This is a genomic window from Pseudomonas sp. LY-1 (assembly GCF_053502595.1).
The window spans coordinates 1,417,837-1,443,860 of the sequence record NZ_CP094353.1 but is presented as its reverse complement, the minus strand read 5'-3'; the positions used below and the strand labels follow the sequence as shown (position 1 = coordinate 1,443,860).

Sequence of the window (26,024 nt, the reverse complement as noted above, 5' to 3'; positions counted from 1 at the left end):
GAAGACCCCATGCCTCCCGCTGTCGCTGTATCGGCTGTCAGTCCATCAGGCTCCGCCAGAAACGCGCTCGCCCTCACCGCCGTGTGCCTGGTGGCGCTGATGTTCGGCCTGGAAATCTCCAGCGTGCCGGTGATCCTGCCCACGCTGGAACAACAATTGGGCACGGGTTTCCAGGATGCCCAATGGATCATGAACGCCTACACCCTGGCCTGCACCAGCGTACTGATGGCTGCCGGCACGCTGGCCGACCGCTTTGGCCGGCGACGCATGCTGGTGCTGTGCCTGTGGCTGTTTGGCTTGGCCTCGCTGGCCTGCGGGCTGGCTGAAGACGCGTCCCTGCTGATCACGGCGCGTTTCGTCCAGGGCGTGGGCGCCGGGGCGATGATGATCTGCCAGTTCGCAATTTTGTCGCACCAGTTCCGTGAACCGGCGGCGCGGGCGCGGGCTTTTGCGGTGTGGGGCGTGATCGCGGGCCTGGGCCTGGGCTTCGGGCCGATGGTCGGGGCGTTGATCCTGGCGGTGGCGGACTGGCGCTGGGTGTTTCTCGTACATGTGCCGTTGACCTTGCTGACTCTGGTGCTGCTGCATGTCAGCGTGCAGGAGTCGCGCGACCCGGCCAGCCATCGCCTCGATATCGCCGGCATGCTCACCTTGACGCTGTCGGTGTTTGCGTTGGTTTATTTCATCACCCAAGGCACCGAGAATGGCTTTGGCACACCGGCCATGCTGGGCTGGGCCGGCCTGTCGCTGGCCGCGCTGCTGCTGTTCAGCTTGATTGAGCGGCGCAGCGCCCATCCGATGTTCGATTTTTCGGTGTTTCGCATCCAACGCTTCAACGGCGCGTTGATGGGGTCGATCGGCATGAACTTCAGCTTCTGGCCGTTCATGATCTACCTGCCGTTGTACTTCCAGGCGGGCCTGGGCTACGACACCCTGACCACCGGCAGCGCCCTGCTCGCCTATACCCTGCCCACCTTGCTGGTACCACCGCTGGCCGAGCGCCTGGCCCTGCGCTACGGCGCCGCACGCATCATCCCGCTGGGCCTGGGGGTGATGGGCAGCGGTTTTCTGGCCATGGCCGCCGCCAATGGCGCCGCGCACCCAAGCATCGTGCTGGTGCTGTTCAGTTGCGCGATGGCCGGCGTGGGCTTGGCGCTGACCAACTCACCGACCACCAACACCACCACCGGCTCGGTCTCGGCGGATCGCGCCGGCATGGCCTCGGGTATCGACCTCAGTGCGCGGCTGATCACCCTGGCGCTGAATATTGCGCTGATGGGTTTGGTGCTCTTGCTGGGGATCAGCCATCAACTGGCCGAAGTGCTGCCCGAAACCAGCGCACTGGATTGGCCCGCGATCAGTCAGCACATTGCAGCGGGCAAGCTGGAAGTGCTGAGCTCGATGGGGCTGGCACGCGCGGATGCCCAAGCGGCGCTGCGCCACGGCGCAGGTTGGGCGATGTTGTTTGCGGGCGTAGGGGCGTGCGGGTTGGCGTGGTTGAGCGGGTATTTTTTCCGACGCAGCAGGTAAACAAAAACGGGCCTGCATCTGCAGGCCCGTTCTCAGTGGGGAATGAAAAAACTGTCAGCTGTTAATTGCAGCGTTTTCGTTTTCCAGGAATTCCTCTTCAAGCGCGTCATCATTCACTTTGTTGGCCGGCACATTTTTCGCGGCAGCGCGTGGCTTGCCTTGCAGTTTGCCGAACAAGTGTTCCAACGCATGGTCCAGCTTGGTCGCGGCACCGTCGATCGCCAGTTCCAGCGTATCGGCTTTATGCAGCACCGAAAGCGGTTGATGGCCCTTTGGCCGTGCTTCCAGGCGGCAGCTTAAATCGTGGGGACCGGGCTTGTCGCCGTTCTCATCCCGCAGGTAGACCTCAACGCGGGTCAGGTCTTCTTCATAACGTTCGAGCGTGCTTTCAATGGTATTACGTACCCACTCCTCCAGTCGGATGCTGCTTTCAATATGGTTATCGCTATTGACTTGGATTTGCATAGTTCTTCCCTTATTTCAGCTAGCTCGCGAGAGGTCACAAACTGCAACACCGGGGTGGTGAAACCATGACCTCTTGATTACACAATTGAGCAGTCAGAGAAACAATTCAACCCCTTTGCAAAGATAAATCCCACATTACAAATTAACCCTGACTACAAGCAAAAACGCTGGTAGGGTGGGGAGTTAGTTACATCTTCCTATGCCCCGCAATCTTCATCGTTGCCCCGCGCGTGCCTGCTTGCGCCGCCGACCAATCATGCACCGCTTTCTCGCTATTGCCCTGAAACAAAGCACGACGCCAACCCATGTGGGAACCGGCTCGCCCGCGATAGCCGTCTCTCAGCCGAGGATTCATCAGTTGATCCACCGCAATCGCGGGCAAGCCCCCTCCTACAGGTGATTCCAGCGTCAGACAGGTCGCTGTACGGCACGGCCCTTGCTGTACAACTGATGAGGCAAACGGATGTTGTGAACCCTCAGCGACGGAGTGGCCGGTGGTCAGGCAACGCGAACTAATCCAGACCTCGGTCGTCAATGACTGCATGTTCTTATCAGGCGGTAACGCACCATGGACAATCCTTTTCAGATCATCACCGACACCTTCACCCCACAATACCGGGTCAACCTGAGCATCCAGCGCCTGGATGGCAGCATCATGCTGACCCTCTCGAATGAGCAGGGCGTGGTGGTCAAGCGCATGATCAGCGCCGCACAACGCAACGACCCGCAACGGCTCAAGCGCCTGGTGCAAAGCATTCAGTTCGGCATTGCCATCGAGCAGGGCCACAGCGCCATGGAGATCCTGGCGGTGATGACGGACGGGGACAGTCACAAGCTGTTGCAGCGACCGCCCACCCGCGCCCTGCCCTTGAGCGTCAGGCTTTAAAGCTCGCCTTTCTCTGTTTCAGGGCTCTCGCCCTTGCGGTGCGGGCCTTGCACCTTCACCGAGGGAAACGCCGACGACGCGTAGCGCACCACCAGAATCGAGAACGCCAACAACAGAATCCCGCCGCACAGGTAGATGATGCCGATGTCCGGCGGGTTGTGGTGGGACACGTTGGAGATCAGCAGACGCGTCAGCGCGGTGATCGCCACGTAGATCAGGAAGCGCACCGGCATGTGGTTGGTCTTGACGAATTTTCCGGAAATTTTTGAAAAAAGATTTAATATTTTTCGCTCACATCAGTTTTCAAAAACTATTAAGCGGATGGAGGCATAACCAATCAGAAAAGGGGCCATAAAAATAACCCCAATCTAGTATTAGATAGATTTTTTCAGCAATCTACTTATCAAAGCAATAATATTAGCCTTGTTTCTCAAATCACTAGGCTTGGTAGCTTTCAACTCACCGGCAATATCTTTGAAATCGCCAAAGACTTTTTTCAGCAAATCCTTTTCATCCAACGAGTGATCATTCTCCAACATCCACTTGACAGCAGCCAGCATAGCAAACGTAATAACTACTGCGATCGCGGCTGCCGCCGCATCAAGAATGAGTGTTGGAGGAAGGAAGGATTTAGCAATCAAGAATGCCGACATACCTAGCGTTTCACCAGCGAATGTCGGCAACAAGGCGAGCGCAGAAGATTTATTTAGAACCTCGCCTTTGTATAAATAATTGAGGGAGGTAATAGCTACCACTTGCGTAGCAGTAATGTATGCAGCACTCCCAGGAATGAACGCCTCGCCTGCAACTGCAACAATGGCAGCGCCAATAATTCCAACTGCATAGTTCTCCTTGTTTCGAAGATGCCTCGCAAGGAGCAGAGCTTTGCCTTCGGTGTTCAAGAAGACAAAAATTTCTGTCCTTAACTCATCAACACCTCGAATATCCATCGGTGCTGACTCACGCATTTTCGGATCAAACCCTTTGGTGCAGGTTCCGAAAACCTTATCTACGCCCAGTATTTTACACCACTGTTCTTTAACATCTTCATAAGCCGACTCTTGCAGATCGTCCCATTCATCAATTTTATTTAGAACAACGAATACTTTACTTGAGCTTTTCTTAAGATCCTCAAAATTCGCCGCCTGCGAGGCGTCAGCCGAACCCGTGACTACAAAAAGACCTAGATCAATATTTTTTAAGAACTCTACAGTCTCTTCGCTATTCTCTTCACGAACATCATCGAGTCCCGGACAGTCGATGATTAAAACCTGTTCATCAAGCTTATAAGCAGTGACTTTTGTGGTGACGCCCGAGCTAGCACCGACTTTTGCGAGAGGGTCTTTCCGAGTGCAACCAAGAACAGCGTTTAGCAAAGAGCTTTTACCAGCGCTCACCTTGCCAACTACAGCAACATTGACATGCTCATCAAAATTCGGCTTACGCTCTTCGTAAACTTTACTGAACAGATCGTCAAACTCTTCCTTCGATATTCCATCACTCATAACCAACTCCAGAAAATGACAGTTTTAGACTCTACCGCATAGCATTGTGCCACATCGATGCAAAAATGGGGATACCTGCATTAATTCAAAGCAAGCCGATACTCGAACACGTAAGCACCATCGACAACAAACTATAAAAAACTAAAATTTATAGACCGCATCACCTCGTCGTGCATAACGATTAATTCCTGCGGCCTTTGTACATTTAATGCGTGACCACTATTACTAAAATTTACAAGCTGCTGAATAAAACTATCGTCTGACGTAAGAACATCACCGGCCTGTTTATAAACATCAAACTCACACCTATCCATTATGGCTTTCCGGAAAGACATACCAGTATTAAAGGATTGTTCACCAAGACACTCCTCAATGATTTCGTCTAGTTTTACCATTTCATTCTCTATAGCAAATGTCAACGCCTCGAAATCAGAGATAGCAATAAAAACCATATCATCTAGAGATATAGGGCATTCACCATTACACTGCTTCTTAACTTCATCCTCTATATCCACCCCTATTAGCTGTTTGATACTGGAAGCAGTTGAAATCCCAAAATCATCATAAGTCACGACAACAGCCTTAAAGTTTCGCCCCCGAAATTCTTCGGTTTGAGAAAGAAACATCGCGCACTTTTCTGCTTGTATAACAGCCTTAATGAAGTCTTGGTCCAGCCTCTTTTTTAGCTCTACCGGGTCAGTGTTGACTTTGAGCCAATCCGTTTGCTCAATCGCCTTACTTTCGAGCAAAACAACACTCTCACCATCTATTGCAAAATCAGTGACTTTAGAACCCAGCGAGGGAATATTATTTTCTCGATAAATAGTTTTCAAAGCCTTTTCATCAAAAACCTTTAAAGCTGTCTTTTTTAATAATCCGCCAATATATGCCTCGACATCCAGTCCTAGCTGGGCTTTTGCGTCCTCAACTCTTGCATCCTTGATTGTCTGAATTAAAAGTAATGGAAAGCATGACAGCAAAAGCTTTTCCGAGAATAGATAGATTTTTTTACCTGACACCAAAAAAGGTTTTTTCTTTAAAGGCGTATCATAATAATAATCGTCAACCGTTCCAGCACTACCACTAAATCTGGCGAAAAAAGTTGGCAAATCACTATAACGAACTCCGAAAAAAACGAAAAAATTCACCACTTGATATAATGGTACGACTTTTTGAACACGATATAACAGGTCTATGATATTTAGTTCAAAAGACCCACTACCTTTCTTGCCTGTCGCCTGAACTAAAATATTCAGCCAGATAGTGAAATAGCTAGCGACTCCGACACCAGTAATCTCATGGAAAGTTTTTTCGTAAAACTCGTTACCACCTAGAATCTTGCATTGCCTTGCAAGACTTCTCATACACTCCGGTACATCCTTGCGAAGCAGCGACTGCTGATAAATCAACGGTCTGAATCTCAATAATAAATTTGCAGGGTCAGCATCAATAAGATAGTCTTGCAATCTAAACAGCTTATTACAGATCCTAACAAAATCAGTATCATTCATTTTTAAAACACCTGTGCTTGATGATGAGATTTTAATCATCATAAAAATCAACCACTGGGCATCCTGAATCATAAACGATTTTCCGCCAGAACTATTCTCCATAGCCAAATAGTTCATAGCGAGAGTGAAAACGGAATCACGCGAGTATTTCAAAATACTATTACGAACATCAGAGTATTTATTTGAGAAATTTCTCTTGTTGTTTTTCACTTAAAAATCCTTTTTTACAAAAACTAAAACTTAACTCACCTTAAAAACCTTAACAAATCAACAAATCAAACAACAAGAAAGACATAAGTCCTTACTAAAAAATTACAAACCCTAACAAACACACATCAGCTTTCTATTTTTTCTTTCACTGATGGAAATTTAGAAGACGAAAACCTAACAACGAGAATCGAAAGGGCTAAAAGAAGCACCCCGCCACACACGTAAATAATGCCAAGGTCCGGCGCGTTATGGTGCGAAACATCGCTAATCAAAAGCCGAATTAATGCAGTCACGCCGATGTACAGCAAAAATCGCAAGGGCATATGATTTGTTTTAAAATAAATCCCGCTCATTGCTAACAATTCTAAATAAATGAATAGCAATAGAATGTCATCAACGCTGATTTTCTCTTGCCCCAGCATACCTATAAAGGCACTGATAGCGGCCCATACCGTTATAGCCGCAATGCCGAACAGAGCTAGGTAGTGGAAAGCCTCAACCACCAAATTTCCTACCGAATCAGCGCCACTGTGCAAGCTTTTGCGCAGCTTCTCAATCCCACGAATTTCACTCATAGCTCACACCATCCATCACAGAAAAAAACAGCCTAGCCCGCCTTCAAGCGCGCCAAAGACCAGAAATCATAGGGGTTTCACCCTTTTTTTGCCTATAAGAAAAAATGTTAGATTCAGGTAGGTTCGTTTTGAAGTAAATCCCGACCATGGCGCCCAATTCCAGGTAGATGAACAACAGCAAGATGTCATCGATCTTGATGTGCCCGTTCTCCAGCATCCCCAGAAATTCCATCACCGCCGCCCAGGCGGTCACCGCACCGATGGCGAACAACGCCAGGTAATGGAACGACTCGACAAACAGATTGCCCAGCGACTCGGCCAGCCCGTGGACATTCTGACGCAGCTTTTCGGCCCAGTTGATTTTCACGATGATGCTTCCTTAGGTCGGCTCGACCGGATAATGCGGCTTGGACGTGACGGTTGTTCTGCATGCAGAAAAAAGGCCAGAGGCAGAGATAAGATGATGGCAGGGTGACATGGGACACTCCAAACCTGTATTTCCGGGCTACATTAAAAAACTGCTACCCAAACCCCACGGTTTGGCTTACCCTTTTAGCTGTATATAAATACAGTAGTCGCAAAAGACAACTATCGTGAAGGCATGTGAGGTGGTGAATGGCCGTCGAAGTGGTATACCGCAGCAGCCGAGATCTGGAGCGTTTGTTCATGGATAAAGCCGAAGCTGACCGTCATGACAAGATGCTTGAACTCGCTGAGTTGCTCGCAGAAGTGTTGCAAAAAGCTGTGCCGTCGTTGAGCGAGCAGCAGGTTGAAGAGGCCGGGATCTACATGGCGAAAAACCGCGATGTCTTTGCCAAGGCGTTCAGGAGCCAACCGGACGCGCTGTCCGAGTTGCTGAACCCGCCAGCGGAATAAAGCCAGAATTGAACAGGCCCTGAATCGATGATTCAAGGCCTTTTTAATGGTTCTTCACGGAATCCCGGGAAACACAGAAACAAGAACGCCGATTTGATGGATGATGTTCGTGCGAGCAAACACATCTAAAAAACCGGCGTTCTTATGCGCAATATTAATACTTTCCTTCCTTTTTGGGAGGGCTTTTCTGTCGTTGCGATCAAACCTGACGGCGATGCCCTTCAAATCGATCTGATCCCCCAGGCCACGCGATTTCCCACCTGTGGTGGCTGCCAAAAGCTCTGTTCAACAACTCATGAGTACTGCGATCGAGTCGTGCGTGACTTGCCGATTCTCGGTCGTGCAGTCCGCCTCAACGTGCAGCTCAGGCGTGTTAGTTGCCGTGATTGTGGCAAGCGCATGGAGGTCGTCAGTTGGCTGGATCGCTATGCCCGCATGACGCGCCGGCTGGCAGAGGCCGTTATTCAAGCCTGCGAACGCCTTCCTACACTGCATGTTGCGCAAATGTTCGGGCTGCACTGGGACACCGTTCGGTTGCTGGAGCGGCGCGCTCTGCAAGCGGCGTTGAGTGCCTTACCCAAGGCCCAACCACGGCGCTTGATAATGGACGAGTTCGCGTTATTCAAAGGTCATCGCTACGCCAGCGTGGTGTTGGACGCTGATACTCGGCGAGTGCTTTGGATCGGCGAAGGCCGTAGCCGAGCGGCAGTCAGACCGTTTTTCGAAGAGCTGGGGCCAGAAGGGTGCGCCCGAATTGAAGCGGTAGCGATGGACATGAACACGGCTTATGACCTGGAGGTTCGCCAACACTGCCCAAAAGCACGGGTGATTTATGACCTTTTCCATGTGGTCGCCAAATATGGCCGAGAAGTGATTGATCGTGTTCGCGTTGACGAGGCGAACCGATTGCGCCATGACAAGCCCGCTCGAAAGATCATAAAGCAAGCGCGATGGTTGCTATTGCGTAACCCGGAGAACCTGAAAAAGCCGGAACAGCAGGTTCATTTACAGGATCTGCTGGCCGCTAACCAATCGTTAATGACGGTCTACTTGATGAAGGCCGAGCTCAAAATGCTCTGGGCGCCGAGCGATGCCTGGGACTGGAGATCAGCCTGGAAGCAGTGGCTGCGTCATGCTCAAGAAAGCGAAATACCCGCACTGATCCAGTTCGCAAAGCGACTAAAGGGCTACTGGCGGGGCATCGTGAGCCGGGTACGCTGGCCAATGCACACCGGTCAGTTGGAAGGAATAAACAATCGAATAAAGGTCATCAAACGAATGGCGTACGGTTACCGGGACAGCGAATTCTTTTTCATGAAGATCAAGAGCGTCTTTCCCGGCAATCCGTGAAGAACCTTTTTAATGCGTGGGCTAGCGGTAAAGCAGGCGCTCGGCCAGTTCATCGGCGACCCGTGCAGGGGAGCGTTTTTCGGCCTGGGCGTGGGCGAAGATTTCGGTCAGGCGTGTGCCGATATTCGACAGGTGCGCGGTGATGGTCGGCAGTTCGGCGCCGCTGTGCTTGAGGGCGACGTAGATCAGGCCACCGGAGTTGATCACGTAGTCCGGGGCGTAGAGGATGCCGCGCCCTTCCAACTGGTCGGCGACTTGCAGGTTGGTCAGTTGCGCACTGGCGGAACCGGCCACGGCGGCGCAGCGCAGTTGGCCGACGCTGTTGCGATTGAACACGGCGCCGAGACCACAGGGCGCGAGGATGTCGCAGGGGGTGCTGAGCAAGGCGTCATTGGCGATCGGGTGTGCGCCGAGTTGCTCCATGGCCAGTTGCACTTTGCCTTGGTCGATGTCGCTGACCAGCAGTTCGGCGCCGGCGGCATGCAGTTGTTCGGCGAGGGCGTAACCGACGTTGCCCAGGCCCTGGATCGCCACGCGCAAGCCTTCGAGATTGTCGCTGCCCAGGCGCGCCATCGCGGTGGTGCGGATGCCGGCGAATACGCCCATGGCGGCATGGGGCGCAGGGTCGCCGGCGGCGGTGGTGCTGGTGACGAAGCGGGTTTGCTGGGCAATGCAATCCATGTCGGCCACCGAGGTGCCGCTGTCGATGGCGGTGATATAGCGGCCGTCAAGTTGCTCGACACATCGCCCGAAGGCTTCAAACAGGGCTGCGCGGCTTTCCACATGGGCGGGGCGCAGGATCACGGCGCAACCGCCGCCTACCGGCAAACCCGCCAGGGCGGCCTTGTAGCTCATGCCTTGGGCCAGGCGTGCGGCGTCGGCCACCGCGCTTTCGTCGTCGGGATATGCGAGGTAACGGCAACCACCCAGGGCAGGCCCCAGGCGGCTGTTGTGGATGGCTATGATCGCCTTCAACCCGGTCGTCGGGTCGATGCTGAGGTGCAGCGATTCAAGGCGGGTGCTATGCATGAGAGCAAACATCGTCAAGCTCCCGAATCACTTCTGGTGTCGCCAAGTATAGGCCTGCGGCAGAAAACTGCCGAAGTGCGCGGGAATAAGCCACCCGGTTTTGCGGGGCCTGCGACATAAGCAAGTAGGATATCTCTCAAGCTACTGGACGAAAATTCTCAGCAAGGCTAAAACGGGAGCATCCGCCGGAGAATGCAATGAACCCCCGTCACGCCTTTTTCGCCTGCCTGGAACATTCGCCCCCTGCGCTGTTTGAAGCTGCGCTGTGGATTGCGGCCGAGCATGACCCAACGGTGCAACCGCTGTTGATCCTGCAGGAGCTCAACGTGCTGCAACAGCAGGTCAGCCTGGGCATGCCCCTGTTGCCGGCGGATGAGCTCGGCCAGCCGTTGCTGCGCCGCCTGAATGACCTCGGGTTCGCCCAGGATGACTTCACCCCGCTGCGCCCCGCCGCCGCGCTGCTGGACAAGGTGTTGCAGCGCAAGCGCGGGCAACCCCTGGCCATGGGGCTGATCGCGATGGAACTGGCGCAACGCCTGAATATCCCGATGGTCGGCGTCAACTTCCCCGGCCACTTCCTGCTGCGGGTACCCGGTGCCGATCACCTGCTCGACCCTTGCGGCGGCCGACGCCTGTACCCCAACGATTGCCGCGAACTGTTGCAACGCCAATACGGCCCTGACCTCAAGCTGCAGGCCGACCACCTGCGCACCGCCAGCCCACGCTCGATCCTGCAACGGCTGTCACGCAACCTGCGCCAGTTGTACCTCTCCAATGACGACCCGCTGGCCGCCCTGGTCGACGCCGAGCGCGTGCTGGAACTGGGCCATGCCAGCGCCGCCGATTACCTGGCGCGGGCCAGCCTGTATCAACGCCTGGACTGCCCAAGCGCCGAGCGTTTCGACCTGGAGCACGCGCTGCTGCTCAGCGAAGACCCGATCCAGCGCCTGCGCCTGACCCAGCGGCTGGGCCACTTGCCGCCCAACTCAGTGATTCACTGAACACAACGAGCGCGTCTAGGGTGTATCAGGCTGGTTGGCAGGGTGCGCCTGGATAAACGCCGGATGCTGCGCCGCCAAAGCCGCCACCCGCCCGATACGCGGATACCCCGCCAACGCCACCTTGAAGCGCTCGGCGGCATACAGCTGCGGAATCAGAAACGCATCCGCCAGCCCCGGCTGCTCGCCAAAGCAAAACCCGTGATCGCCAATCAACTGCTCGACCGCGTCCAAGCCCTGGCTGATCCAATGACCGATCCAGGCCAGCACCTGGGTTTCATCATGGCCCCACTGGCGCAGCAGGTTCTGGGTGCTGGAGTTGTGCAGCGGGTGAATGTCACAGGCGATGATCGACGCCACCGCACGCGCATGGGCGCGGGCTGCCAGGTCCCGGGACAGCAGCGGCACCTGTGGATAACATTCCTCCAGGTATTCGATGATCGCCGACGACTGGATCAACAGTTCGCCGTCATCGGTACGCAGCGCCGGGACGCGACCTTGTGGGTTGATCGCCAGGTACTCCGGCTGGCGATGGGCGCCGCCCGCCGGCGCCACAAGGTTGACTGGCACGGCGGTGAAGTCCAGGCCCTTGAGCGCCAGCGCGATCCGTACCCGGTACGACGCAGTGGACCGATAGTAAGTGTAAAGCTCCATCGCCCTGCCCCTCAGCGCGCCGCGACCACCGTGCCACGGCATTCGCCGAAGCCGATGGAGGCAAAACCGTCACGGCTGCAACGGCCGCGCAGGATGATTTCATCACCGTCTTCGAGGAATTTACGCACCTCGCCCGACGCCAGTTCAATCGGCTTCTTGCCGCCCTCGGTGATCTCCAGCAGGCTGCCGAACTGCCCCGGCTGCGGCCCGGACAAGGTGCCCGAACCGAACAGATCGCCGGCCTGCAACTGGCAGCCATTGACGCTGTGGTGCGCAACCATTTGCGCCACGGTCCAGTACATGTACTGGGTGTTGCTCAGGGTCAGGCGCTGGGCCGGCAGGTTCTGTTCACGCATCGACGCCGTGGTCAGCAGCACCTCCAGCTCGATATTGAACGCGCCCGCCGCCTGATCGCGTTGATCCAGCAGGTACGGCAGCGGCTGCGGATCGCCTTCGGGACGTGCCGGTTGTGCCTGGCGGAACGGCGCCAGCGCTTCGGCCGTCAGCACCCACGGCGAGATGCTGGTGATAAAACTCTTCGACAGGAACGGCCCCAACGGCTGGTACTCCCAGGCCTGGATATCCCGCGCCGACCAGTCGTTGAGCAGGCAGAAACCGGCAATGTGCTCGGCCGCCTCGTCAATGGCAATCGAGTCGCCCATGGCATTGCCCTGGCCGATCCAGATGCCCAGCTCCAACTCGTAGTCCAGCCGCGCGCAGGGGCCGAAGCTCGGCTCGGTCTGGCCGGCCGGCAGAGTCTGGCCTTTGGGGCGGCGCACCTCGGTGCCGGACGGGCGAATGGTCGACGCACGGCCGTGATAACCGATCGGCACGTACTTGTAGTTGGACAGCAGCGGGTTGTCGGGGCGGAACAGTTTGCCGACGTTCTGCGCGTGTTCGATGCCGACATAGAAGTCGGTGTAGTCATTGATCTTGGCGGGCAGGTGCATCTGGCAATCGGCGGCGCGGTGCAGCACTTCGGCCTCGCGTGCTTGCAGCGGGCTGCCCTCCCCGAGCAATGCCAACAGGCGCTCGCGCAAGGCCACGCGCGGGCCACGGCCCAGCTCGAAGAACGCGTTCAACTGCCCGCCGGCAGTGGCGTCGACGGCGCGCAGCGCTTCACCGTCAAACGCATCGCGGGCGGCCAGCAGGTCGAGAATGCAGTCGCCGATCGCCACGCCACTGCGCGGCGCCGAGCCGTTGATGCTGAACACCCCCAGCGGCAGGTTTTGCAGGGGAAAATCGCGATGACCGTTGGCGCTGGTGACCCAACTGCGGGCGAGCGTTGATTGCGTCATGGGTTATCTCCGGTTCGGGTCGAAGGTGACGGGCAGCGAGGCCCAGCACGCGTCATAAGCAGATTGTAGTTGCGGGCAGTCCAGGGCGAAGCGCGTCGGGCGCAGCACTTGGCTGGTCTCGAACATGAACGCCATGGTGTCATCGATCTTGTGCGGGGCCAGCTCGACATTGATCGCCTTGGTGCAGGTCTCGCCATCCGGGCCGTGGGCGCTCATGCAGCTGTGCAGCGACGCGCCGCCGGGCAGGAAGCCTTCGGCCTTGGCGTCGTAGGCACCCTGGATCAGGCCCATGTATTCGTTCATCAGGTTGCGGTGGAACCACGGCGGCCGGAAGGTGTTCTCGGCCACCATCCAGCGCGGCGGGAAAATCACGAAATCGAGGTTGGCCAGGCCATGCACGCTGGTGGGCGAGGTCAATACGGTGAAGATCGACGGGTCGGGATGATCGAAACTTACCGTGCCGATCGTATTGAACCGACGCAGGTCGTATTTGTACGGCACGTTGTTGCCATGCCAGGCCACGACGTCGAGGGGCGAATGGTCGAGTTCGCAGGCCCACAGTTCGCCGAGGAATTTCTGCACCAGGGTCGTCGGCTGCTGGCGGTCTTCGTAGTGGGCAACCGGGGTCAGAAAATCACGCGGGTTGGCCAGGCCGTTGCTGCCGATCGGGCCGAGGTCCGGCAGGCGCAGCGGGGCGCCGTGGTTTTCGGCGACATAACCGCGCGCCTGCGCATCCAGCAGTTCGACGCGGAATTTCAGGCCGCGTGGCAGCACGACAATTTCCAACGGCTCGACCTCCAACACCCCGAGTTCGCTGGCGATACGCAAGCGGCCCTGCTCGGGCACGATCAACAGCTCGCCATCGGCGTTGAAGAACACGCGCTGCATCGAACGGTTGGCGCCGTAATGGTAAATGCTGATGCCCGACGGTTGCTCCGCCCCGGCATTGGCCGCCATGCCGACCAGGCCATCGATGAAGTCGGTCGGCTCGCTCGGTATCGCCAACGGGTCCCAACGCAGCCGATTCGGCGTCACCGCGCCCAGCGGCCCGCCGGCCAGTTGCCGCTCCAGTTTGACGAACGTCGGATGATGGGCCGACGGCTGGATGCGATACAGCCAGGTACGGCGCGCTTCACTGCGCACCATGGTGAAGGCCGTGCCGGAGAAGAGTTCGGTGTACAGGCCGTAAGGCGCTTTTTGCGGGGAGTTCTGGCCGACCGGCAGCGCGCCGGGCAGGGCTTCGCTGGCGAATTCATTGCCGAAGCCCGAGAGGTATTCGAGGTTCATGGATCATCCTCTGACGGAAGTTGTTTTTATCGTAATCCAGTTACGCATAACGTAATTTGATCACTGTCGACCGTCAAGCTATAAAGACGCCCACTCATCTCTCGGATTCCCGTTGCCCCATGGAAAAGCCCCGCGACACCGGTAAACAGAAAGTCCGCTCGGCCGAAGTGGGCACCGACATCCTCAAGGCCCTGGCCGAACTGTCGCCCTCCACCTCGCTGTCGCGCCTGGCCGAGCATGTACAGATGCCGGCGAGCAAGGTTCACCGCTATCTCCAGGCCCTGATCGCGTCGGGCTTCGCCGAGCAGAACAGCGCCACCAACCATTACGGCCTGGGTCGCGAAGCGTTGCGCGTGGGCCTCGCCGCACTGGGCAGCATGGACGTGCTCAAAGTCGGCGCCCTGCCCCTGGCCGAGCTGCGCGACGAGTTGAATGAAACCTGCTTCCTGGCGGTGTGGGGCAACCAGGGTGCGACCGTGGTGCAGATCGAACCGGCGGTGCGCGCGGTCACCGTGGTGACGCAACTGGGCTCGGTGTTGCCGCTGCTCAGTTCATCCACCGGGCTGGTGTTCAGCGCCTTTTTGCCAGCGCGGGAAACCATCGAATTGCGCGAGCGCGAGATCCAGGCGGGCATCGCCCACGCCCTGGCGGACGACCAGGCCTACGCCAGCGCCTGCGAACAGATCCGCGCGCGTGGCTTGCACTTTGTGCATGGCCTGCTGATGCCGGGTGTGGATGCGTTGTCGGCGCCGGTGTTCAACGCGGTCGGCCAGGTGGCGGCGGTGATGACCGTGGTCGGCCCCACCTCGCTGTTCCATGCCGATGAAGACGGCCCGGCGGCGCAGCGCCTGCTGGCGGCGACCCGGGCGGTGAGTTGGCGGATGGGCTACCAGCCCTGAGTCAGTCGTGCCATTGCGTCAGGGCGACCGCCAAACGGTTCTCCAGAGCGCGGATCGGTGCGGCGTCGCTCAGGTAGTTGTTGCTGATCATCGAAAACACCAGGCGCCGCCCGTGGGCGTCGGTGAGGTAACCGCTCAATGACGACACGCCGCCCATGGAGCCGGTCTTGGCATGCAGGTTGTCTTGCGCCGGCGTGCCGCGCAGGCGATAACGCAGGCTGCCGCCGCTCATGCGCGCGGGGTTGCCGGCAATCGGCAAGGCGTGGTACCACGCGTCGAACCAGGGTTGCCTGGCCGTCGCCAGCAGCAGGTCGGTGAGCGTCTGCGCCGACACCAGATTGCGCCGCGACAACCCCGAACCGTCCACCTGATTCAGGCTCGCCGGGTCCAACCCCTGGCGCCGCATGAAGGCCGCCACCGCCGCCACGCCCGCCTGCGCGGTTCCGGCGTTCGCGGTCTGGCGGCCCATGGCCTTGAGCAAGGCTTCGGACATGTTGTTGTTCGAAAGTTTGAGCAGCGGCGTGATCAGTTCCTGCAACGGTGCCGATTGATGCTCCGCCAGCAGCCGCGCCGTCGCCGGACTGCTGCCCCCGATCACTCGACGGCCCAGCACCTGGATGCCCTGCTGCGCCAATGCCTGTTCAAACAGATTGGCCACCAGTTGCGTCGGTTCCCACACACTCACCCATTGCCGGCTGTGCTTGCCCGGCGCCAGCGCGCCCGTGAGTTGCAGCAGGTTGGTGCCGTGCTGGCGCGTGATCCCATAGCTGTTGCCGGGGCCGCTCACCGCGCGGTTGCTCAGTTGCACGTAATCGGTGGCCGGGCTGATCGCCACACTGACCGGCTGGCCGGGGCTCATGGGCGCGGTGGCGGTGACCATCAAGGTGCCCGCATCAAAATCAGAATTGGGTGACACGGTCAGCGCCGAAATCTGCGCGCCGTAGTAGGTGCTTTCATCGTCCTGAGCCCAATCCACGCCGAGGCGCTGCGCATCGAACCAGCTGTCGTCGAACACCAGGTCGCCCTGCACCTGACGCACGCCTTGGCTCGCCAGTTGCGCGGCGAGTGCCTGGTAATCGGCGAACTGCGTGGTCGGGTCGCCCAGGCCGCGCAGGTACAGGTTGCCGTTCAGGCGCTCGCCTTGCTGCGCGCCGTTGCTCAGCAGTTGGGTGGAAAACCGATACTGCGGGCCCAGCACGTCCATCGCCGCCGCGGTGGTCAGCAGCTTGAGGTTGGAGGCCGGCACCAGCCGCGTGCGCGGGTTGTGTTGATAGAGCGTGTTGCCGCTGCGGGCGTCGCGCACCACGAGTGAAACCGTGGCGCCATTGAGGGCCGGGTCGGCCAACAGGCGGTCCAGGGTTGAAGGGCCGGCGGTCGGCGCAACGCTGGCGCAGCCCCCCAATAAAACGCTCAAGCCGACCAGCATCGCGCTGGTGTGTAACCCTCGTGCAAACCGCATCAGTACCGTTTTCCGCAAAGCCGTCAGTGGCGGCAACGCTAACAGCTCATGCCGTTTGTGGCGAGAGAGCGTGCTCGCGCTGGAGGGCGAAGCGCCCCTGACAGGCTCGACCACCGCCCTCGCCGCCGGCTCAGAACTCCAGCGTGCTGGACACCGACACCTGCCGCGCATCCCCCATCGACACAAACACCCGGCTGGCCGCCGAGGTGTAGTAGGTGCGATCGAACAGGTTCTTCACGTTGACTTGGAACTTGACCTTCTGCCCGTCGATTTTGGTGTTGTAGGAGGCGAACACATCGGCCACGGTATAACCCGGCAGATTGAAGCTGTTATTCGCATCGCCTTCGCGCTGGCCGACGTAACGCGCGCCAGCACCGACGCGCAGATCATCCCCGCCGATCAGACTGCCGACGTCATACACCGCCGACAACGAACCGGTGTGCTTGGCCACGTTCTGCAGGCGCTTGCCTTGCAGCGCCGGGTCTTTGGTGACTTCGGCATCGGTGTAGGCATAGCTGCCGATCAGGCTCCAGCGCTCGCTGAGCTGGCCGCTGGCGTCCAGCTCCAGGCCACGGGAGCGCACTTCGCCGGCCACGCTGTAGACCGTGTCGACACCGGAGCCGACGGACACCAGCACGTTGCGCTTGGTGATATCGAACAGCGCCGCGCTGGCGGTGATGCGCCCCGGTATGTCGAGTTTGGTCCCCAGCTCCCAGGCCTTGGATTGCTCCGGCTGCAGGTCGCCCTGAAGCACGCTGCCATCGTTCAGCGCGGCAATGGTCGAGTTGGGTTTGAACGACTCGGTGTAGCTGCCGTAAAACGACAGTTCGTCGGTGTAGCGGTACACCAGGCCGGCACGCGGCACCCATTTCTGGCCATTGCCGTCGGTATTGGCCTTGAACGGCACGCCTTTGCCGGCGTATTGGTCGTACATCTGATAGCGCGCGCCGCCCACCAGAATCCACTGGTCGGTCAGGTGAATCGCATCCTGGAAGAACAGTGAGTCACTGCGCAGCAAGTCGGTCTGCGCGCTGTCCTTGGCGCTCACCGTGGTGCCTTGCACATCGTTGCCATACACCGGATTGACGTAGCTGAAGGCACTGCGCTGCGCCTGGCGGATCAGTTCGGCGCGATAGATCTTGCGGTACTCATCGTCGAGGCCGAACACCAGATCATGCTGCATGCCGCCCAGCTTGACCTTGCCTTCCAGGCTGGCCGTGGCGAAGCGGTCGGTGGTCAGTGCGCCACGCGTGCCGTCCATGCTGCGGGTCAAGGTGCCGTTGCTGTTGACCGAGGCGATACGCACCTGGCTGGCGTCATAGGTTTCGCGGTTCCAGCTGTAGCCGACGTGCGCCTTCCAGTCGTCGTTCAGGTCGTGATCGGCCTCCAAGCGATACAGGTCGGAGCGGCCTTCCATGTTGTTGAACGGCTCATCCAGGCGCCGGGTGGCGGGGATGTCCAACGGGTGATTGGTCTTGGGGTCGATGGCGGTACCGCGGTCGAACGGCGAGAGAAACTCGCGGTGTTCGTAAGCGAACACCACCTGGGTGGTGTCGCCATACCAGGCCAGGGATGGCGCGATCAGGCTCTCGCGGTGAGTGCCGTAGTTGCGCCAGTAATCTTCGTCCTCATGGTCGACGATCAGGCGATACGCCAGCCCGCTGTCGCCGATGGGCCCCGTGGTGTCGAGGTTGCCGCCGCTGCCGTTCTTGCCGTTGCCGAAGGTCGAACCGCGGACGGTCAAGGAGGTGGACTGCAGCAACTGCGGCTTTTTGCTGACGATATTGACCACGCCGCCTGGGTCCTGGATGCCATATAGCAGCGACGACGGGCCCTTGAGCACTTCAACCCGTTCGGCCGTAGCGTTCAGCGCCCGGCCCTGCACCACGGGCATGCCGTCCTGCATGATCGAACCGTTACGGTTGTCGCCAAAGCCGCGCAGCATCACCGCATCCTGGGTGCTGCCGAGGGTGTTGGCCTGGGTGATGCCGCTGATATTGGCCAGGGCGTCATCCAGGTTGCGCGGTTGTTGATCACGCAGCACTTGGGCGGGCACTACGTTGACGGTTTGCGGGGTCTCCAGCAGCAGGCCACGGGAACGCATGACCGAGCTGGTGGGTGGCGGCTGGTAGCTGGTGCTGTCGGCGGGTTCGGCGACCGCGCTGATAGTGGTGGCGCCCAGGTTCAGCGCGCCGTCGCTGGGCACGGGCTCCAGGGCCAGGGTGCGGGCGTCGATCTGGCGGAAGGTAAAACCGGAGCCGCCCAACAGGCGTTGCAAGGCCTGGGTCGCGCTCATCGGGCCGCTGACGGCCGGGGCATTGAGGCCGTAGGGGGCTTCATCGGTGTAGATCACACTGAGCCCGGTGACCCGGCTGAAATCACTGAGCGCCTGGGGCAGTGGCTTGGCCGCCAGGGCAAAGTTGAACTGGGCACTTTGTTGCTCCTGCGCCTGCGCCACACTTAGGGGCAGCAGTGCCAGCCCCGATACCGTCAAGACCGAGGCTCCCAGCCACTGTTTAACCCAACCGCCCGCCGTCGATTTCATGCTTGTGAGCACCCGTGTAGAAAACGCTGTTAATGCGAATAGATCGCAGTTTCAAGCACTACACGGATGGGCGTCGGGTTTACCTCACCTCCGGTTGAAAATAATCCGGTTTTATTGCGCCTGAATGCAAAAACCCAGGCGCGGGAAGTGAACATGCACGGTGCCGCCGCGTTCGTCGGTACGGCGCAGGATCAGTTCTTCGCGGCCGGCAAACAACAACTCACCGAGCACCGGGTCGGTGCCGTAGTCGGTGGCCGCAATGCTCACCTGCTGGCCGGCCGTGAAGCCATTCAAGTCCTCGAACGCTTCAGCGGGCAACGCCGCCGGGGTGGCGTGACGCGCTACGTCAAGGGCTTGCTCGGTGCTCATCTCGGTGGCGGTGCCATGGCCAAAGCTCAGCACCCGGTCGAGCCAAGTGGCAACGGCGGGATGTGCGTCAACCAACGGCGCGGTCACCACCGAGCCTTTGAGGAACCACAGCGGATGGGCCAGGGAAAAGTCGGCAATCGAAGGCTCACCGAACAGAAAATCTCCCTCTTGGTGCTGCAATTGCTGGTCGATGCGGCTGATGATCGCCGGCCATTGATGCTTGGCCTGCTCCAGATGCAGACGGGCTGCAGTGCCGCCGCTGAACAGCTTGGCACGATCGGCCACCAGCACTTTGAGCATTTCGGACGGCACTTTGGCGAACTTGGCCGCCAGGGATTCGGGCTGGAATACCAAGGCCACGGCATGGGCGAACACCACCGAATCGGCCCAGGCGGCGAACCCCTGGGCGACCAGTTCCAGGCCTTGGGGAAACAGCGCCGGCCCGGCTTTTTCCTGTTCCAGGCGGTGCGCGATCAGTGCTGTGTCACAGTAGATGTCGGCGCCGATCTGCAGCACCGGAGTCTTGCGATAGCCGCCGGTGAGGGCGATCAGGTCAGGCTTGGGCATCACCGGCGAGATCAGCACCGAGCGCCAGGACAAGCCCTTGAAGCCCAGGAGCAGGCGGGCTTTTTCCGCGAAAGGGGACTGCGGGTAGTGGTGCAGGATCAACTCAGACATGCCAGGCTCCGCTCAATTAAATGAGCATTCAGCTTAGCCTGCAAAATCACGCGTGGGTGAAATAGGCGCCCATCAATCAGGTCAATGAGCCACTCGCCGCCAGGCATTCCTTGGCGCTCTTCTTCAGTTTTTTGATCAAGCGTTCCTGGCGCAGCGCCTCGCCCTTGCTCGCACACTGCTCGGTGTACACCAGCGCGACGGCGGGGCTGGAGAGGAAAAACCGCGCGCCCTTGCCGCTTTGATGGGAGGCAAACCGGCGCAGCGGATCATTGCTGATGCCGCAATACAGTGAGCCGTTGGCGGCACGCACCAGGTACACGAACCAGGGCTTGGGTTCAGGAAGATCAGTCACGGGTCGATTCGGCAAACCAGAAGAGCGCCAATCTTATCAACGACTGGCCTGGAATGCCCTCAGGCCTTTGAGCGCCTGGGCGCGCACGGCGTTTTTCAGCGCGGGCGACCAGCCCAGCAGCAACCCCTTGAGGCCCAGGGCCTGGCGCGACCAGCGCCACAGGTCGAAGTGGTCGTGGTGTTCGCAGATCTTGCCGTCGCGAAACACGAAGCGTGCGCCGATGTCGTTGACCACCGTATTGCCGGTCGCGCTGAACAGGTACGTCGCCACCCAATGGGCGCTGCCGGTGGTGTCATCACTGCGCACATGGTCGAAGGTCAGGGAAAAGTCCTTGGCCCGCGTGGTGAGCATGCGCCACATATCCCCGGCATCGCGCCCGCGCAGCTCGCCGAACGCCGGGTCGCTGAACACCACGTCGTCGGTGTAGCAGGCGGCCATGGCTTCGGCATCCAGATGTTGGAAGGCCGTATAGAACTCGGTGATCAGGACGTTGTGGGCATCACTCATGGGCAACATTCGCACGATGGTCAGGGGTGCTGAACGATAATCCTCGTAACACGGGAAAGCCATGGTTATTCGTCACGAGAATAAGTGATGCCTGGCGGGGTTAAAGGTAGATAACGTCCAAAGTGGCGCTGCCGTCTATCTGGATTTCTTCCTCACCCGGCAGAGAGTCTTTGGGCGCGAGGACTGTACTCAACATCAGGTCTGTCTTAAGGGTCGTCACTGCCACGGGAATTATATTACCGTTACTCACGGTGCGCAGCCAACGTGGTTGCCACATTGCGTTATCGGCAGCAAACCACGTCTCTTTATCGATGGACTCAATCACAGCTCTCGGTTGTTCGTCGGCTGTCACATCGTTCATCTTAAGTTCGTACCTGCCGATCTTTTGCCCACCACTTGCCAAGCCCAAACCATACACGGTGAGCGGGTCATGTGACGGTGATTGAACAGCCGCAGTTCCGGCTCGATTGTCCAGACTCCTGACTGCCATCAAAGTCGGCGCGTCACAAGTAACCTCCAAGTTTATCGTCGCCGCTGGCAGTACCATCTCCCCCAGTCTAGGAAAATCGTTGATCGAGATCTTCCCATAATCCACCGTACCGGCATCAGATAAAGTTGGCGTACAGGCCGACGGAATGATAGTACCGACCACGCTGATATCCACACTGGATGCGGCCATTACATTAGAAACACCGGCCAGCAAAAACGCGGCGGCAACAAGTACACGGGACGGTTGCATAACAGGCTCACTTTCGGTCATTACTTGATAAGCCAGGCAAGCGCACAGACGCGCTTACTTTAACTCGCCAGCAAGACAAAACTATTAGAATGAAGTGTATGCCCCGACCAAACAATGCCAGGACAGCCATCACAAGTTAAGGGATAACTCATTCAAACTTAATACAAGTAATACGATACTCAGCCACTGCCTGACTCACTCTAGCACCGTCATGAAACTGCAACTTTCTACGGCACCATGCCCGCCGCACGCGCATAAGCGAACAAATCCACATCGGTGGAGATGCACAGCCGGGTCATCGCGGTGCTTTTCTGCTTGCTGATGGTCGAGATGCTGCGGTTGACCCGCGCCGCGATCTGGCTGACGGTCATGCCGCTGGCGAGCATCCGCACCACTTCGCGCTCTTTGCCGGACAACTGCGGCACGGCTTGCTGATTGCCCGTCCCGGCCTCCGCCAGTTGTGCGCGCAGACACTCGCTGACGAAGGTGCGCCCTTCACTGACGGCGGCAATCGCCAGGGGCAGTTCGCGGGCCGACGCACTTTTGGCCAGGATCGCCCGCGCGCCCTGGGCAAACGATTCGCGCAACGTGGCGACATTGGCAAACATGGTCACCAGAATCACCGGCAAGTCCGGGTGCCGGCGCCGCATCAGGCCGAGCAAGCCATAGCCGTCGGCTTGCTGGTTACCCGGCATGGCGAAGTCCGTCACCAGGATATCGCACGGGGTGCTGTCCACCAGCGCCAACAACTGATCCGGGCCGTCGGCCTCGGCGACAACTTTGCACCGGCCATTGGCTTCTATCACCACTTTCTGCCCGATACGCACGATGGGATGATCGTCAGCAATAATTACGCGAAGCATGAGCACCACCATGATGGCAACTTGAATCCGCGCAAAATACTCCCGGATCGGATCGGCAACAACCGCCCCCAAACGCCGTAATGGCAGATAGCCCAGCAATCCCTGGGAGCAGAATTTTACCCCACAGAAAAAAAGGAAATTACCCACTCTGAAGACCTACAGAAGCCATCGGTCTTAGCTGTCATCCTTTTCCTAATAGCGACAAATATTTCAGATACCCCATCAAGTCGCTGCGCAAGGCGAGCAAGCGCTGAAGGTGCATGGCCACACCGTCGCGGTTGATCGCCTCGATCAACTGATGACCGCGCATTTCCAGCGGTGTGGCGCCGAAGAACGCCACGCTGCCGATCAAGCGGTGCAAATGCTCGACCGTGGCCTGCGCTTGCAGGCCGTCGGTGGCCTGGGCCAGCGCATGCAGATCGAGCTCGGCCTCATACACCAGGCTTGCCAGGATGCCGGGCAGCGCCTCGCTGCAGCCGAACAGTTGCCCCAACCGGCCGCGACTCGGCCAGCGCCCCTCCACCGCCGTGACCGGCTGCGCGGTCTCGCTGATACGCGGGCCGGGCAGCCAGTCGCCGAGGACTTGGCGCAGTTGTTGAAAGGTCACCGGTTTGGCCAGCCAGGCATCCATGCCCGCAGCCTGGCACTGCTGGATTTCGCGCGCGCCCAGCTTGCCGGTGAACGCGATGACCGGCACGCGCTCCGTGCCGTCGCGCAGTTCGCGGCGGCGCAGCTCACGGGTCATGGCATAGCCATCCATCACCGGCATTTGGCAGTCGCTGAAAATCAGGTCGGCGCGGCTGACGTCCAGAATCGCCAGGGCAGCCTGGCCGTGCGCGCACACTGCAAATGCCAGCCCCAACCGCTCCAGCATCGCGCCCATCAGCAGGCAATACGCGGGATGATCGTCTACCAACAACACCTTGAGCTCACGCCAATGCCGGGTTGACGCCGGCTGTGCGGCCAGGTCATCCCCTGCTCGGTCGCCTGGGATAGGGCCTGATGACATGACTACCTCAAATTCAATAAGCGCACGGCGCGGGGATCGGCAACCTCAATGGCCGACAGAACATCCGCCGACATAGGTACCGGGTACGGCACGCAACACGCCTGGCTGTTCGAATGTGCTGTGAAGATGTATCGGCCGGAACGCTATTTGAATTAGGCCGCCTGCGCGATACAACAACTACGAAACCCTTATATTTCCTACACACAAAAAAACGAGTTCCGACAAGTCGATTGGGCGTGTGCGACATCCGCCCATTGTCGTATTTGTTGTATTTGCCCGACGCCCTCCCCCCGATAGATTGCCCGGCATCCCCAGAGCGGGACGCGACCGGCCACTCCAGGCGGTCGCCACCTAGTTACCGACGGGTCCCCCTTTGCCCCTCGGCAATCAGTTTTGCATCGGAAGCTCGATCACATGAAAAAGCCCTTAGCCGCATTCACCGCCGTCATCGCCCTTGTCGGCAGCGGTATGACCTTCGCCGCCAGTACCGTGGAATTGACCGTCAAAGGCGTGATTACCCCAAGCGCCTGTACACCGACGTTGTCCGCCAGTGGTGTGGTGGATCACGGTAAGGTCTCGGTAAAAGACCTCAACCTCGACAGCCCGACCAGCCTGCCCACCGCCAGGCTGCAACTCAATGTGGACTGCGAGGCCGCAACCCTGTTTGCGTTGCGCACCACCGACAACCGCGCCGGGTCGTCAATCTACGGTTTCGGCTACGGCCTGGGCCTGATCAACAACCTGCAGAAAATCGGCACGTTCTGGCTCTCCCTGAGAAACCCGGTGGCCGACAACGTCGCCGTCGAGCCCATCGAGTCATTGGATGGCGTGAGCTGGCAAGCCATTGACGATGTGGTTTGGCAAAACCCGTACATGGCGGCGTTTGGCGACAGGTCGAACGGTCAGGATCCCAAGCCGATCCCGATCAAGAACGTGATCAGCGAGCTGGTGATCGACACCCAGATCGCCGCCGCCAACAGCCTGGACTTGAGCAACGAAGTGCTGATCGACGGCTCCGCCACGATCGAGGTCAAGTACCTGTAACTCATCATCCACGCAGGGCATTGCCCAGAGAGGTTGTTCATTTCATGGATAAATATTTCCCCGCATTGTTGGCGAGTCTGCTGCTGGCGAACGTGCCCAGCGCTTTAGCCAGCAGCCAGGCCGAGCTGAGCGTGAGCGGCGTAATTACGCCCAAAGCCTGCACGCCGGGCTTGGCTGAAGGCGGCACCATCGACCACGGAAAGGTGACCGTGCGCGACCTCAACCAAGACCGAGACACGTTGCTGCCGCGCAACACCCTGCACCTGAACGTGCGGTGCGAAGGCTCGACGCTCTTCGCCATGACCACCATCGACAACCGCCACGGCACATCGGTGATCCCCAACCACCACGGCCTGGGCACGACCCCCAACGACGAGAAACTGGGCAGCGTTTCGCTGAGTTTGAGCAACCCCATGGCGGACACCATGGCCGCGCGAACCATCGTGTCGCTGGATGGCGGCACCACGTGGACCCCCGGTACGCAGTTGGGCCACCTCAACCTGCTCGCGGTTGCCGCAATGGACAACCCCACTCAGCCAATGGCCGTGACGATCTTCGAAGCAGACATTGTGCTCTACACCCGAATTGCCCGTGCCGATGGCCTGACCCTCACCGACGAAGTCCTCGTCGACGGGCACGCGACCCTTGAGATGAAGTACCTGTAACAGCGTAACCCCCTGTCCCCCTGGACCCCCTGTATTCCTATCCATCCCTGGAGCTTCACCCGTCATGAAAAAGCTACTGCGTACCAGCGTTACCGGCGTACTGATCGGCTGCGCTTTCCCGGTGCTCGCCGCCTCCACCGTTGACCTGACCGTCAAGGGCCTGATTGTGCCCTCGGCGTGCATGCCGAGCCTGTCGGCCGAGACCATCGACGTCGGCCGGGTCTCGGTCAAGGACCTTAACCTGGACACCCGGACCCAACTCACCCCGGTCACCCTGCAAATGGGCATCGACTGCGAAGCCTCGACCCTGTTTGCCCTGACGGCCACCGACAACCGCACCGACTCGGCAAACAGCATCATCGAATATGGCATCGGTAAGACCAGTGCCGGTCAGCGTATTGGCGGCTACCTCATGTTCCTCGACCAGGGCGTCGCCGATAACACGCCCGTCGGGATGATCCGATCGTCGGACAACGGCACCACCTGGAACTCTATGCGGCCAGACATGGGCTGGCAAACCAATCAATTGATCTCGATCCAAGAGATCGGCGCGGCGCGGGTGCCTGTGCCGGCCCAGAACACGCAGGTGGCGCTCTCGGTCAAGCCATTCATCCTGCCGGCCCAGGGCCTGACGATTACCGAAGACACGGTGATCGACGGTTCGGTCACGGTCGAAGTCCTCTACCTGTAACGCCACCGCCTTGCCCGATGCCCGTACCAC

General features: G+C 58.8%; 26 protein-coding genes and 1 pseudogene. 9 read left to right on the top strand and 18 right to left on the bottom strand.

The window, feature by feature from the left end:
* Positions 1-9: 9 nt before the first annotated feature.
* Positions 10-1,530, top strand: a complete 1,521-nt coding sequence (locus MOQ67_RS06615) for an MFS transporter (protein WP_448675883.1) — start codon at positions 10-12, stop codon at positions 1,528-1,530.
* A 54-nt stretch (positions 1,531-1,584) separates the two neighbouring features.
* On the opposite strand, the gene MOQ67_RS06610 is transcribed toward MOQ67_RS06615, so the two are convergent.
* The gene (locus MOQ67_RS06610; protein WP_046384600.1) at positions 1,585-1,995 is read right to left on the bottom strand and encodes an HPF/RaiA family ribosome-associated protein; all 411 of its coding nucleotides are present in this window, start codon (positions 1,993-1,995) and stop codon (positions 1,585-1,587) included.
* A gap of 568 nt (positions 1,996-2,563) precedes the next feature.
* Between MOQ67_RS06610 and MOQ67_RS06605 the strand changes: the two genes are divergently transcribed.
* Positions 2,564-2,881 carry a DUF3509 domain-containing protein gene (locus tag MOQ67_RS06605; protein WP_017844523.1) on the top strand — a complete coding sequence of 106 codons (318 nt, stop codon included), beginning with the start codon at positions 2,564-2,566 and terminating at the stop codon, positions 2,879-2,881.
* Here the strand turns inward: MOQ67_RS06605 and MOQ67_RS06600 are convergent.
* The 5 genes and pseudogenes from MOQ67_RS06600 to MOQ67_RS06580 all read right to left on the bottom strand — a co-directional run.
* On the bottom strand, positions 2,878-3,165 hold the full coding sequence (locus MOQ67_RS06600; RefSeq protein WP_256580868.1) for a phosphate-starvation-inducible PsiE family protein: 288 nt from the start codon (positions 3,163-3,165) through the stop codon (positions 2,878-2,880). The two genes, MOQ67_RS06605 and MOQ67_RS06600, sit on opposite strands and share 4 nt — an antisense overlap.
* 90 nt (positions 3,166-3,255) lie before the next feature.
* Positions 3,256-4,386 (bottom strand): GTPase, encoded by a 1,131-nt coding sequence (locus MOQ67_RS06595; protein ID WP_102617540.1) that lies wholly within the window; start codon positions 4,384-4,386, stop codon positions 3,256-3,258.
* Between the two features lie 131 nt (positions 4,387-4,517).
* Complete coding sequence (locus MOQ67_RS06590) at positions 4,518-6,107, bottom strand: hypothetical protein (RefSeq protein ID WP_126586198.1); 1,590 nt, start codon at positions 6,105-6,107, stop codon at positions 4,518-4,520.
* A gap of 125 nt (positions 6,108-6,232) precedes the next feature.
* A complete protein-coding gene (locus tag MOQ67_RS06585; protein ID WP_102618919.1) occupies positions 6,233-6,682 on the bottom strand; it encodes a phosphate-starvation-inducible protein PsiE in 450 nt (149 codons plus the stop codon).
* Positions 6,683-6,803: 121 nt separating this feature from the next.
* A pseudogene (locus tag MOQ67_RS06580) lies at positions 6,804-7,049 on the bottom strand (phosphate-starvation-inducible PsiE family protein); the annotation flags it as partial.
* 248 nt (positions 7,050-7,297) lie between these two features.
* Here MOQ67_RS06580 and MOQ67_RS06575 point away from each other — a divergent pair.
* Both MOQ67_RS06575 and MOQ67_RS06570 read left to right on the top strand, forming a co-directional pair.
* The gene (locus MOQ67_RS06575) at positions 7,298-7,558 is read left to right on the top strand and encodes a YebG family protein (RefSeq protein WP_017848679.1); all 261 of its coding nucleotides are present in this window, start codon (positions 7,298-7,300) and stop codon (positions 7,556-7,558) included.
* Between the two features lie 144 nt (positions 7,559-7,702).
* Positions 7,703-8,908, top strand: a complete 1,206-nt coding sequence (locus MOQ67_RS06570; protein WP_026139890.1) for an ISL3 family transposase — start codon at positions 7,703-7,705, stop codon at positions 8,906-8,908.
* Positions 8,909-8,929: 21 nt separating this feature from the next.
* On the opposite strand, the gene MOQ67_RS06565 is transcribed toward MOQ67_RS06570, so the two are convergent.
* A complete protein-coding gene (locus MOQ67_RS06565; RefSeq protein ID WP_017848678.1) occupies positions 8,930-9,949 on the bottom strand; it encodes a Leu/Phe/Val dehydrogenase in 1,020 nt (339 codons plus the stop codon).
* A gap of 185 nt (positions 9,950-10,134) precedes the next feature.
* Here MOQ67_RS06565 and MOQ67_RS06560 point away from each other — a divergent pair, with 185 nt between their 5' ends.
* Positions 10,135-10,938 carry a SirB1 family protein gene (locus MOQ67_RS06560; RefSeq protein ID WP_169886007.1) on the top strand — a complete coding sequence of 268 codons (804 nt, stop codon included), beginning with the start codon at positions 10,135-10,137 and terminating at the stop codon, positions 10,936-10,938.
* A 15-nt stretch (positions 10,939-10,953) separates the two neighbouring features.
* Here the strand turns inward: MOQ67_RS06560 and maiA are convergent, their stop codons facing one another.
* The 3 genes from maiA to hmgA are packed head-to-tail and all read right to left on the bottom strand — an operon-like array spanning position 10,954 to position 14,174.
* Positions 10,954-11,589 carry a maleylacetoacetate isomerase gene (maiA, locus tag MOQ67_RS06555; protein WP_079442905.1) on the bottom strand — a complete coding sequence of 212 codons (636 nt, stop codon included), beginning with the start codon at positions 11,587-11,589 and terminating at the stop codon, positions 10,954-10,956.
* An 11-nt stretch (positions 11,590-11,600) separates the two neighbouring features.
* Positions 11,601-12,887 carry a fumarylacetoacetase gene (fahA, locus tag MOQ67_RS06550; RefSeq protein ID WP_448675882.1) on the bottom strand — a complete coding sequence of 429 codons (1,287 nt, stop codon included), beginning with the start codon at positions 12,885-12,887 and terminating at the stop codon, positions 11,601-11,603.
* A gap of 3 nt (positions 12,888-12,890) precedes the next feature.
* On the bottom strand, positions 12,891-14,174 hold the full coding sequence (gene hmgA / locus MOQ67_RS06545) for a homogentisate 1,2-dioxygenase (RefSeq protein ID WP_448675881.1): 1,284 nt from the start codon (positions 14,172-14,174) through the stop codon (positions 12,891-12,893).
* A gap of 119 nt (positions 14,175-14,293) precedes the next feature.
* Here hmgA and MOQ67_RS06540 point away from each other — a divergent pair, with 119 nt between their 5' ends.
* Positions 14,294-15,073, top strand: a complete 780-nt coding sequence (locus tag MOQ67_RS06540) for an IclR family transcriptional regulator (RefSeq protein ID WP_046384607.1) — start codon at positions 14,294-14,296, stop codon at positions 15,071-15,073.
* Between the two features lies 1 nt (position 15,074).
* Here MOQ67_RS06540 and dacB read toward each other — a convergent pair whose 3' ends face one another.
* The 8 genes from dacB to MOQ67_RS06500 all read right to left on the bottom strand — a co-directional run bounded on the left by dacB (position 15,075) and on the right by MOQ67_RS06500 (position 23,594).
* The gene (gene dacB, locus MOQ67_RS06535; RefSeq protein WP_448675880.1) at positions 15,075-16,532 is read right to left on the bottom strand and encodes a D-alanyl-D-alanine carboxypeptidase/D-alanyl-D-alanine endopeptidase; all 1,458 of its coding nucleotides are present in this window, start codon (positions 16,530-16,532) and stop codon (positions 15,075-15,077) included.
* Between the two features lie 130 nt (positions 16,533-16,662).
* The gene (locus tag MOQ67_RS06530; protein ID WP_275958294.1) at positions 16,663-19,077 is read right to left on the bottom strand and encodes a TonB-dependent siderophore receptor; all 2,415 of its coding nucleotides are present in this window, start codon (positions 19,075-19,077) and stop codon (positions 16,663-16,665) included.
* 111 nt (positions 19,078-19,188) lie between these two features.
* Positions 19,189-20,124, bottom strand: a complete 936-nt coding sequence (locus MOQ67_RS06525; RefSeq protein ID WP_448675879.1) for a glutathione S-transferase family protein — start codon at positions 20,122-20,124, stop codon at positions 19,189-19,191.
* 76 nt (positions 20,125-20,200) lie between these two features.
* The gene (locus MOQ67_RS06520; protein WP_026140234.1) at positions 20,201-20,476 is read right to left on the bottom strand and encodes a GIY-YIG nuclease family protein; all 276 of its coding nucleotides are present in this window, start codon (positions 20,474-20,476) and stop codon (positions 20,201-20,203) included.
* A 36-nt stretch (positions 20,477-20,512) separates the two neighbouring features.
* On the bottom strand, positions 20,513-20,983 hold the full coding sequence (locus tag MOQ67_RS06515) for a nuclear transport factor 2 family protein (protein WP_079444987.1): 471 nt from the start codon (positions 20,981-20,983) through the stop codon (positions 20,513-20,515).
* A 100-nt stretch (positions 20,984-21,083) separates the two neighbouring features.
* Positions 21,084-21,722 (bottom strand): DUF1120 domain-containing protein, encoded by a 639-nt coding sequence (locus tag MOQ67_RS06510; RefSeq protein ID WP_226926121.1) that lies wholly within the window; start codon positions 21,720-21,722, stop codon positions 21,084-21,086.
* 227 nt (positions 21,723-21,949) lie between these two features.
* Positions 21,950-22,585: a response regulator transcription factor gene (locus MOQ67_RS06505; RefSeq protein ID WP_026140231.1), complete on the bottom strand. Its 636-nt coding sequence runs from the start codon at positions 22,583-22,585 to the stop codon at positions 21,950-21,952.
* Between the two features lie 181 nt (positions 22,586-22,766).
* A complete protein-coding gene (locus MOQ67_RS06500) occupies positions 22,767-23,594 on the bottom strand; it encodes a response regulator (RefSeq protein ID WP_186351966.1) in 828 nt (275 codons plus the stop codon).
* 414 nt (positions 23,595-24,008) lie between these two features.
* Between MOQ67_RS06500 and MOQ67_RS06495 the strand changes: the two genes are divergently transcribed.
* From MOQ67_RS06495 to MOQ67_RS06485, 3 genes are all read left to right on the top strand, one after another.
* Positions 24,009-24,638 carry a DUF1120 domain-containing protein gene (locus MOQ67_RS06495; RefSeq protein WP_017848664.1) on the top strand — a complete coding sequence of 210 codons (630 nt, stop codon included), beginning with the start codon at positions 24,009-24,011 and terminating at the stop codon, positions 24,636-24,638.
* 44 nt (positions 24,639-24,682) lie between these two features.
* The gene (locus MOQ67_RS06490) at positions 24,683-25,303 is read left to right on the top strand and encodes a DUF1120 domain-containing protein (RefSeq protein WP_177031855.1); all 621 of its coding nucleotides are present in this window, start codon (positions 24,683-24,685) and stop codon (positions 25,301-25,303) included.
* Between the two features lie 64 nt (positions 25,304-25,367).
* Positions 25,368-25,994, top strand: coding sequence for a DUF1120 domain-containing protein (locus tag MOQ67_RS06485; protein WP_046384612.1), 627 nt, complete (start codon positions 25,368-25,370; stop codon positions 25,992-25,994).
* Positions 25,995-26,024: the final 30 nt, after the last annotated feature.

What these genes read in the sequence shown, in the direction of transcription:
- MOQ67_RS06615 (WP_448675883.1), top strand. Translation starts at nt 10, where the DNA reads ATGCCTCCCGCTGTCGCTGTATCGGCTGTCAGTCCATCAGGCTCCGCC.
- MOQ67_RS06610 (WP_046384600.1), bottom strand. Translation starts at nt 1,995, where the DNA reads ATGCAAATCCAAGTCAATAGCGATAACCATATTGAAAGCAGCATCCGA.
- MOQ67_RS06605 (WP_017844523.1), top strand. Translation starts at nt 2,564, where the DNA reads ATGGACAATCCTTTTCAGATCATCACCGACACCTTCACCCCACAATAC.
- MOQ67_RS06595 (WP_102617540.1), bottom strand. Translation starts at nt 4,386, where the DNA reads ATGAGTGATGGAATATCGAAGGAAGAGTTTGACGATCTGTTCAGTAAA.
- MOQ67_RS06585 (WP_102618919.1), bottom strand. Translation starts at nt 6,682, where the DNA reads ATGAGTGAAATTCGTGGGATTGAGAAGCTGCGCAAAAGCTTGCACAGT.
- MOQ67_RS06575 (WP_017848679.1), top strand. Translation starts at nt 7,298, where the DNA reads ATGGCCGTCGAAGTGGTATACCGCAGCAGCCGAGATCTGGAGCGTTTG.
- MOQ67_RS06570 (WP_026139890.1), top strand. Translation starts at nt 7,703, where the DNA reads ATGCGCAATATTAATACTTTCCTTCCTTTTTGGGAGGGCTTTTCTGTC.
- MOQ67_RS06565 (WP_017848678.1), bottom strand. Translation starts at nt 9,949, where the DNA reads ATGTTTGCTCTCATGCATAGCACCCGCCTTGAATCGCTGCACCTCAGC.
- MOQ67_RS06560 (WP_169886007.1), top strand. Translation starts at nt 10,135, where the DNA reads ATGAACCCCCGTCACGCCTTTTTCGCCTGCCTGGAACATTCGCCCCCT.
- maiA (WP_079442905.1), bottom strand. Translation starts at nt 11,589, where the DNA reads ATGGAGCTTTACACTTACTATCGGTCCACTGCGTCGTACCGGGTACGG.
- fahA (WP_448675882.1), bottom strand. Translation starts at nt 12,887, where the DNA reads ATGACGCAATCAACGCTCGCCCGCAGTTGGGTCACCAGCGCCAACGGT.
- hmgA (WP_448675881.1), bottom strand. Translation starts at nt 14,174, where the DNA reads ATGAACCTCGAATACCTCTCGGGCTTCGGCAATGAATTCGCCAGCGAA.
- MOQ67_RS06540 (WP_046384607.1), top strand. Translation starts at nt 14,294, where the DNA reads ATGGAAAAGCCCCGCGACACCGGTAAACAGAAAGTCCGCTCGGCCGAA.
- dacB (WP_448675880.1), bottom strand. Translation starts at nt 16,532, where the DNA reads ATGCGGTTTGCACGAGGGTTACACACCAGCGCGATGCTGGTCGGCTTG.
- MOQ67_RS06530 (WP_275958294.1), bottom strand. Translation starts at nt 19,077, where the DNA reads ATGAAATCGACGGCGGGCGGTTGGGTTAAACAGTGGCTGGGAGCCTCG.
- MOQ67_RS06525 (WP_448675879.1), bottom strand. Translation starts at nt 20,124, where the DNA reads ATGTCTGAGTTGATCCTGCACCACTACCCGCAGTCCCCTTTCGCGGAA.
- MOQ67_RS06515 (WP_079444987.1), bottom strand. Translation starts at nt 20,983, where the DNA reads ATGAGTGATGCCCACAACGTCCTGATCACCGAGTTCTATACGGCCTTC.
- MOQ67_RS06510 (WP_226926121.1), bottom strand. Translation starts at nt 21,722, where the DNA reads ATGCAACCGTCCCGTGTACTTGTTGCCGCCGCGTTTTTGCTGGCCGGT.
- MOQ67_RS06505 (WP_026140231.1), bottom strand. Translation starts at nt 22,585, where the DNA reads ATGCTTCGCGTAATTATTGCTGACGATCATCCCATCGTGCGTATCGGG.
- MOQ67_RS06500 (WP_186351966.1), bottom strand. Translation starts at nt 23,594, where the DNA reads ATGTCATCAGGCCCTATCCCAGGCGACCGAGCAGGGGATGACCTGGCC.
- MOQ67_RS06495 (WP_017848664.1), top strand. Translation starts at nt 24,009, where the DNA reads ATGAAAAAGCCCTTAGCCGCATTCACCGCCGTCATCGCCCTTGTCGGC.
- MOQ67_RS06490 (WP_177031855.1), top strand. Translation starts at nt 24,683, where the DNA reads ATGGATAAATATTTCCCCGCATTGTTGGCGAGTCTGCTGCTGGCGAAC.
- MOQ67_RS06485 (WP_046384612.1), top strand. Translation starts at nt 25,368, where the DNA reads ATGAAAAAGCTACTGCGTACCAGCGTTACCGGCGTACTGATCGGCTGC.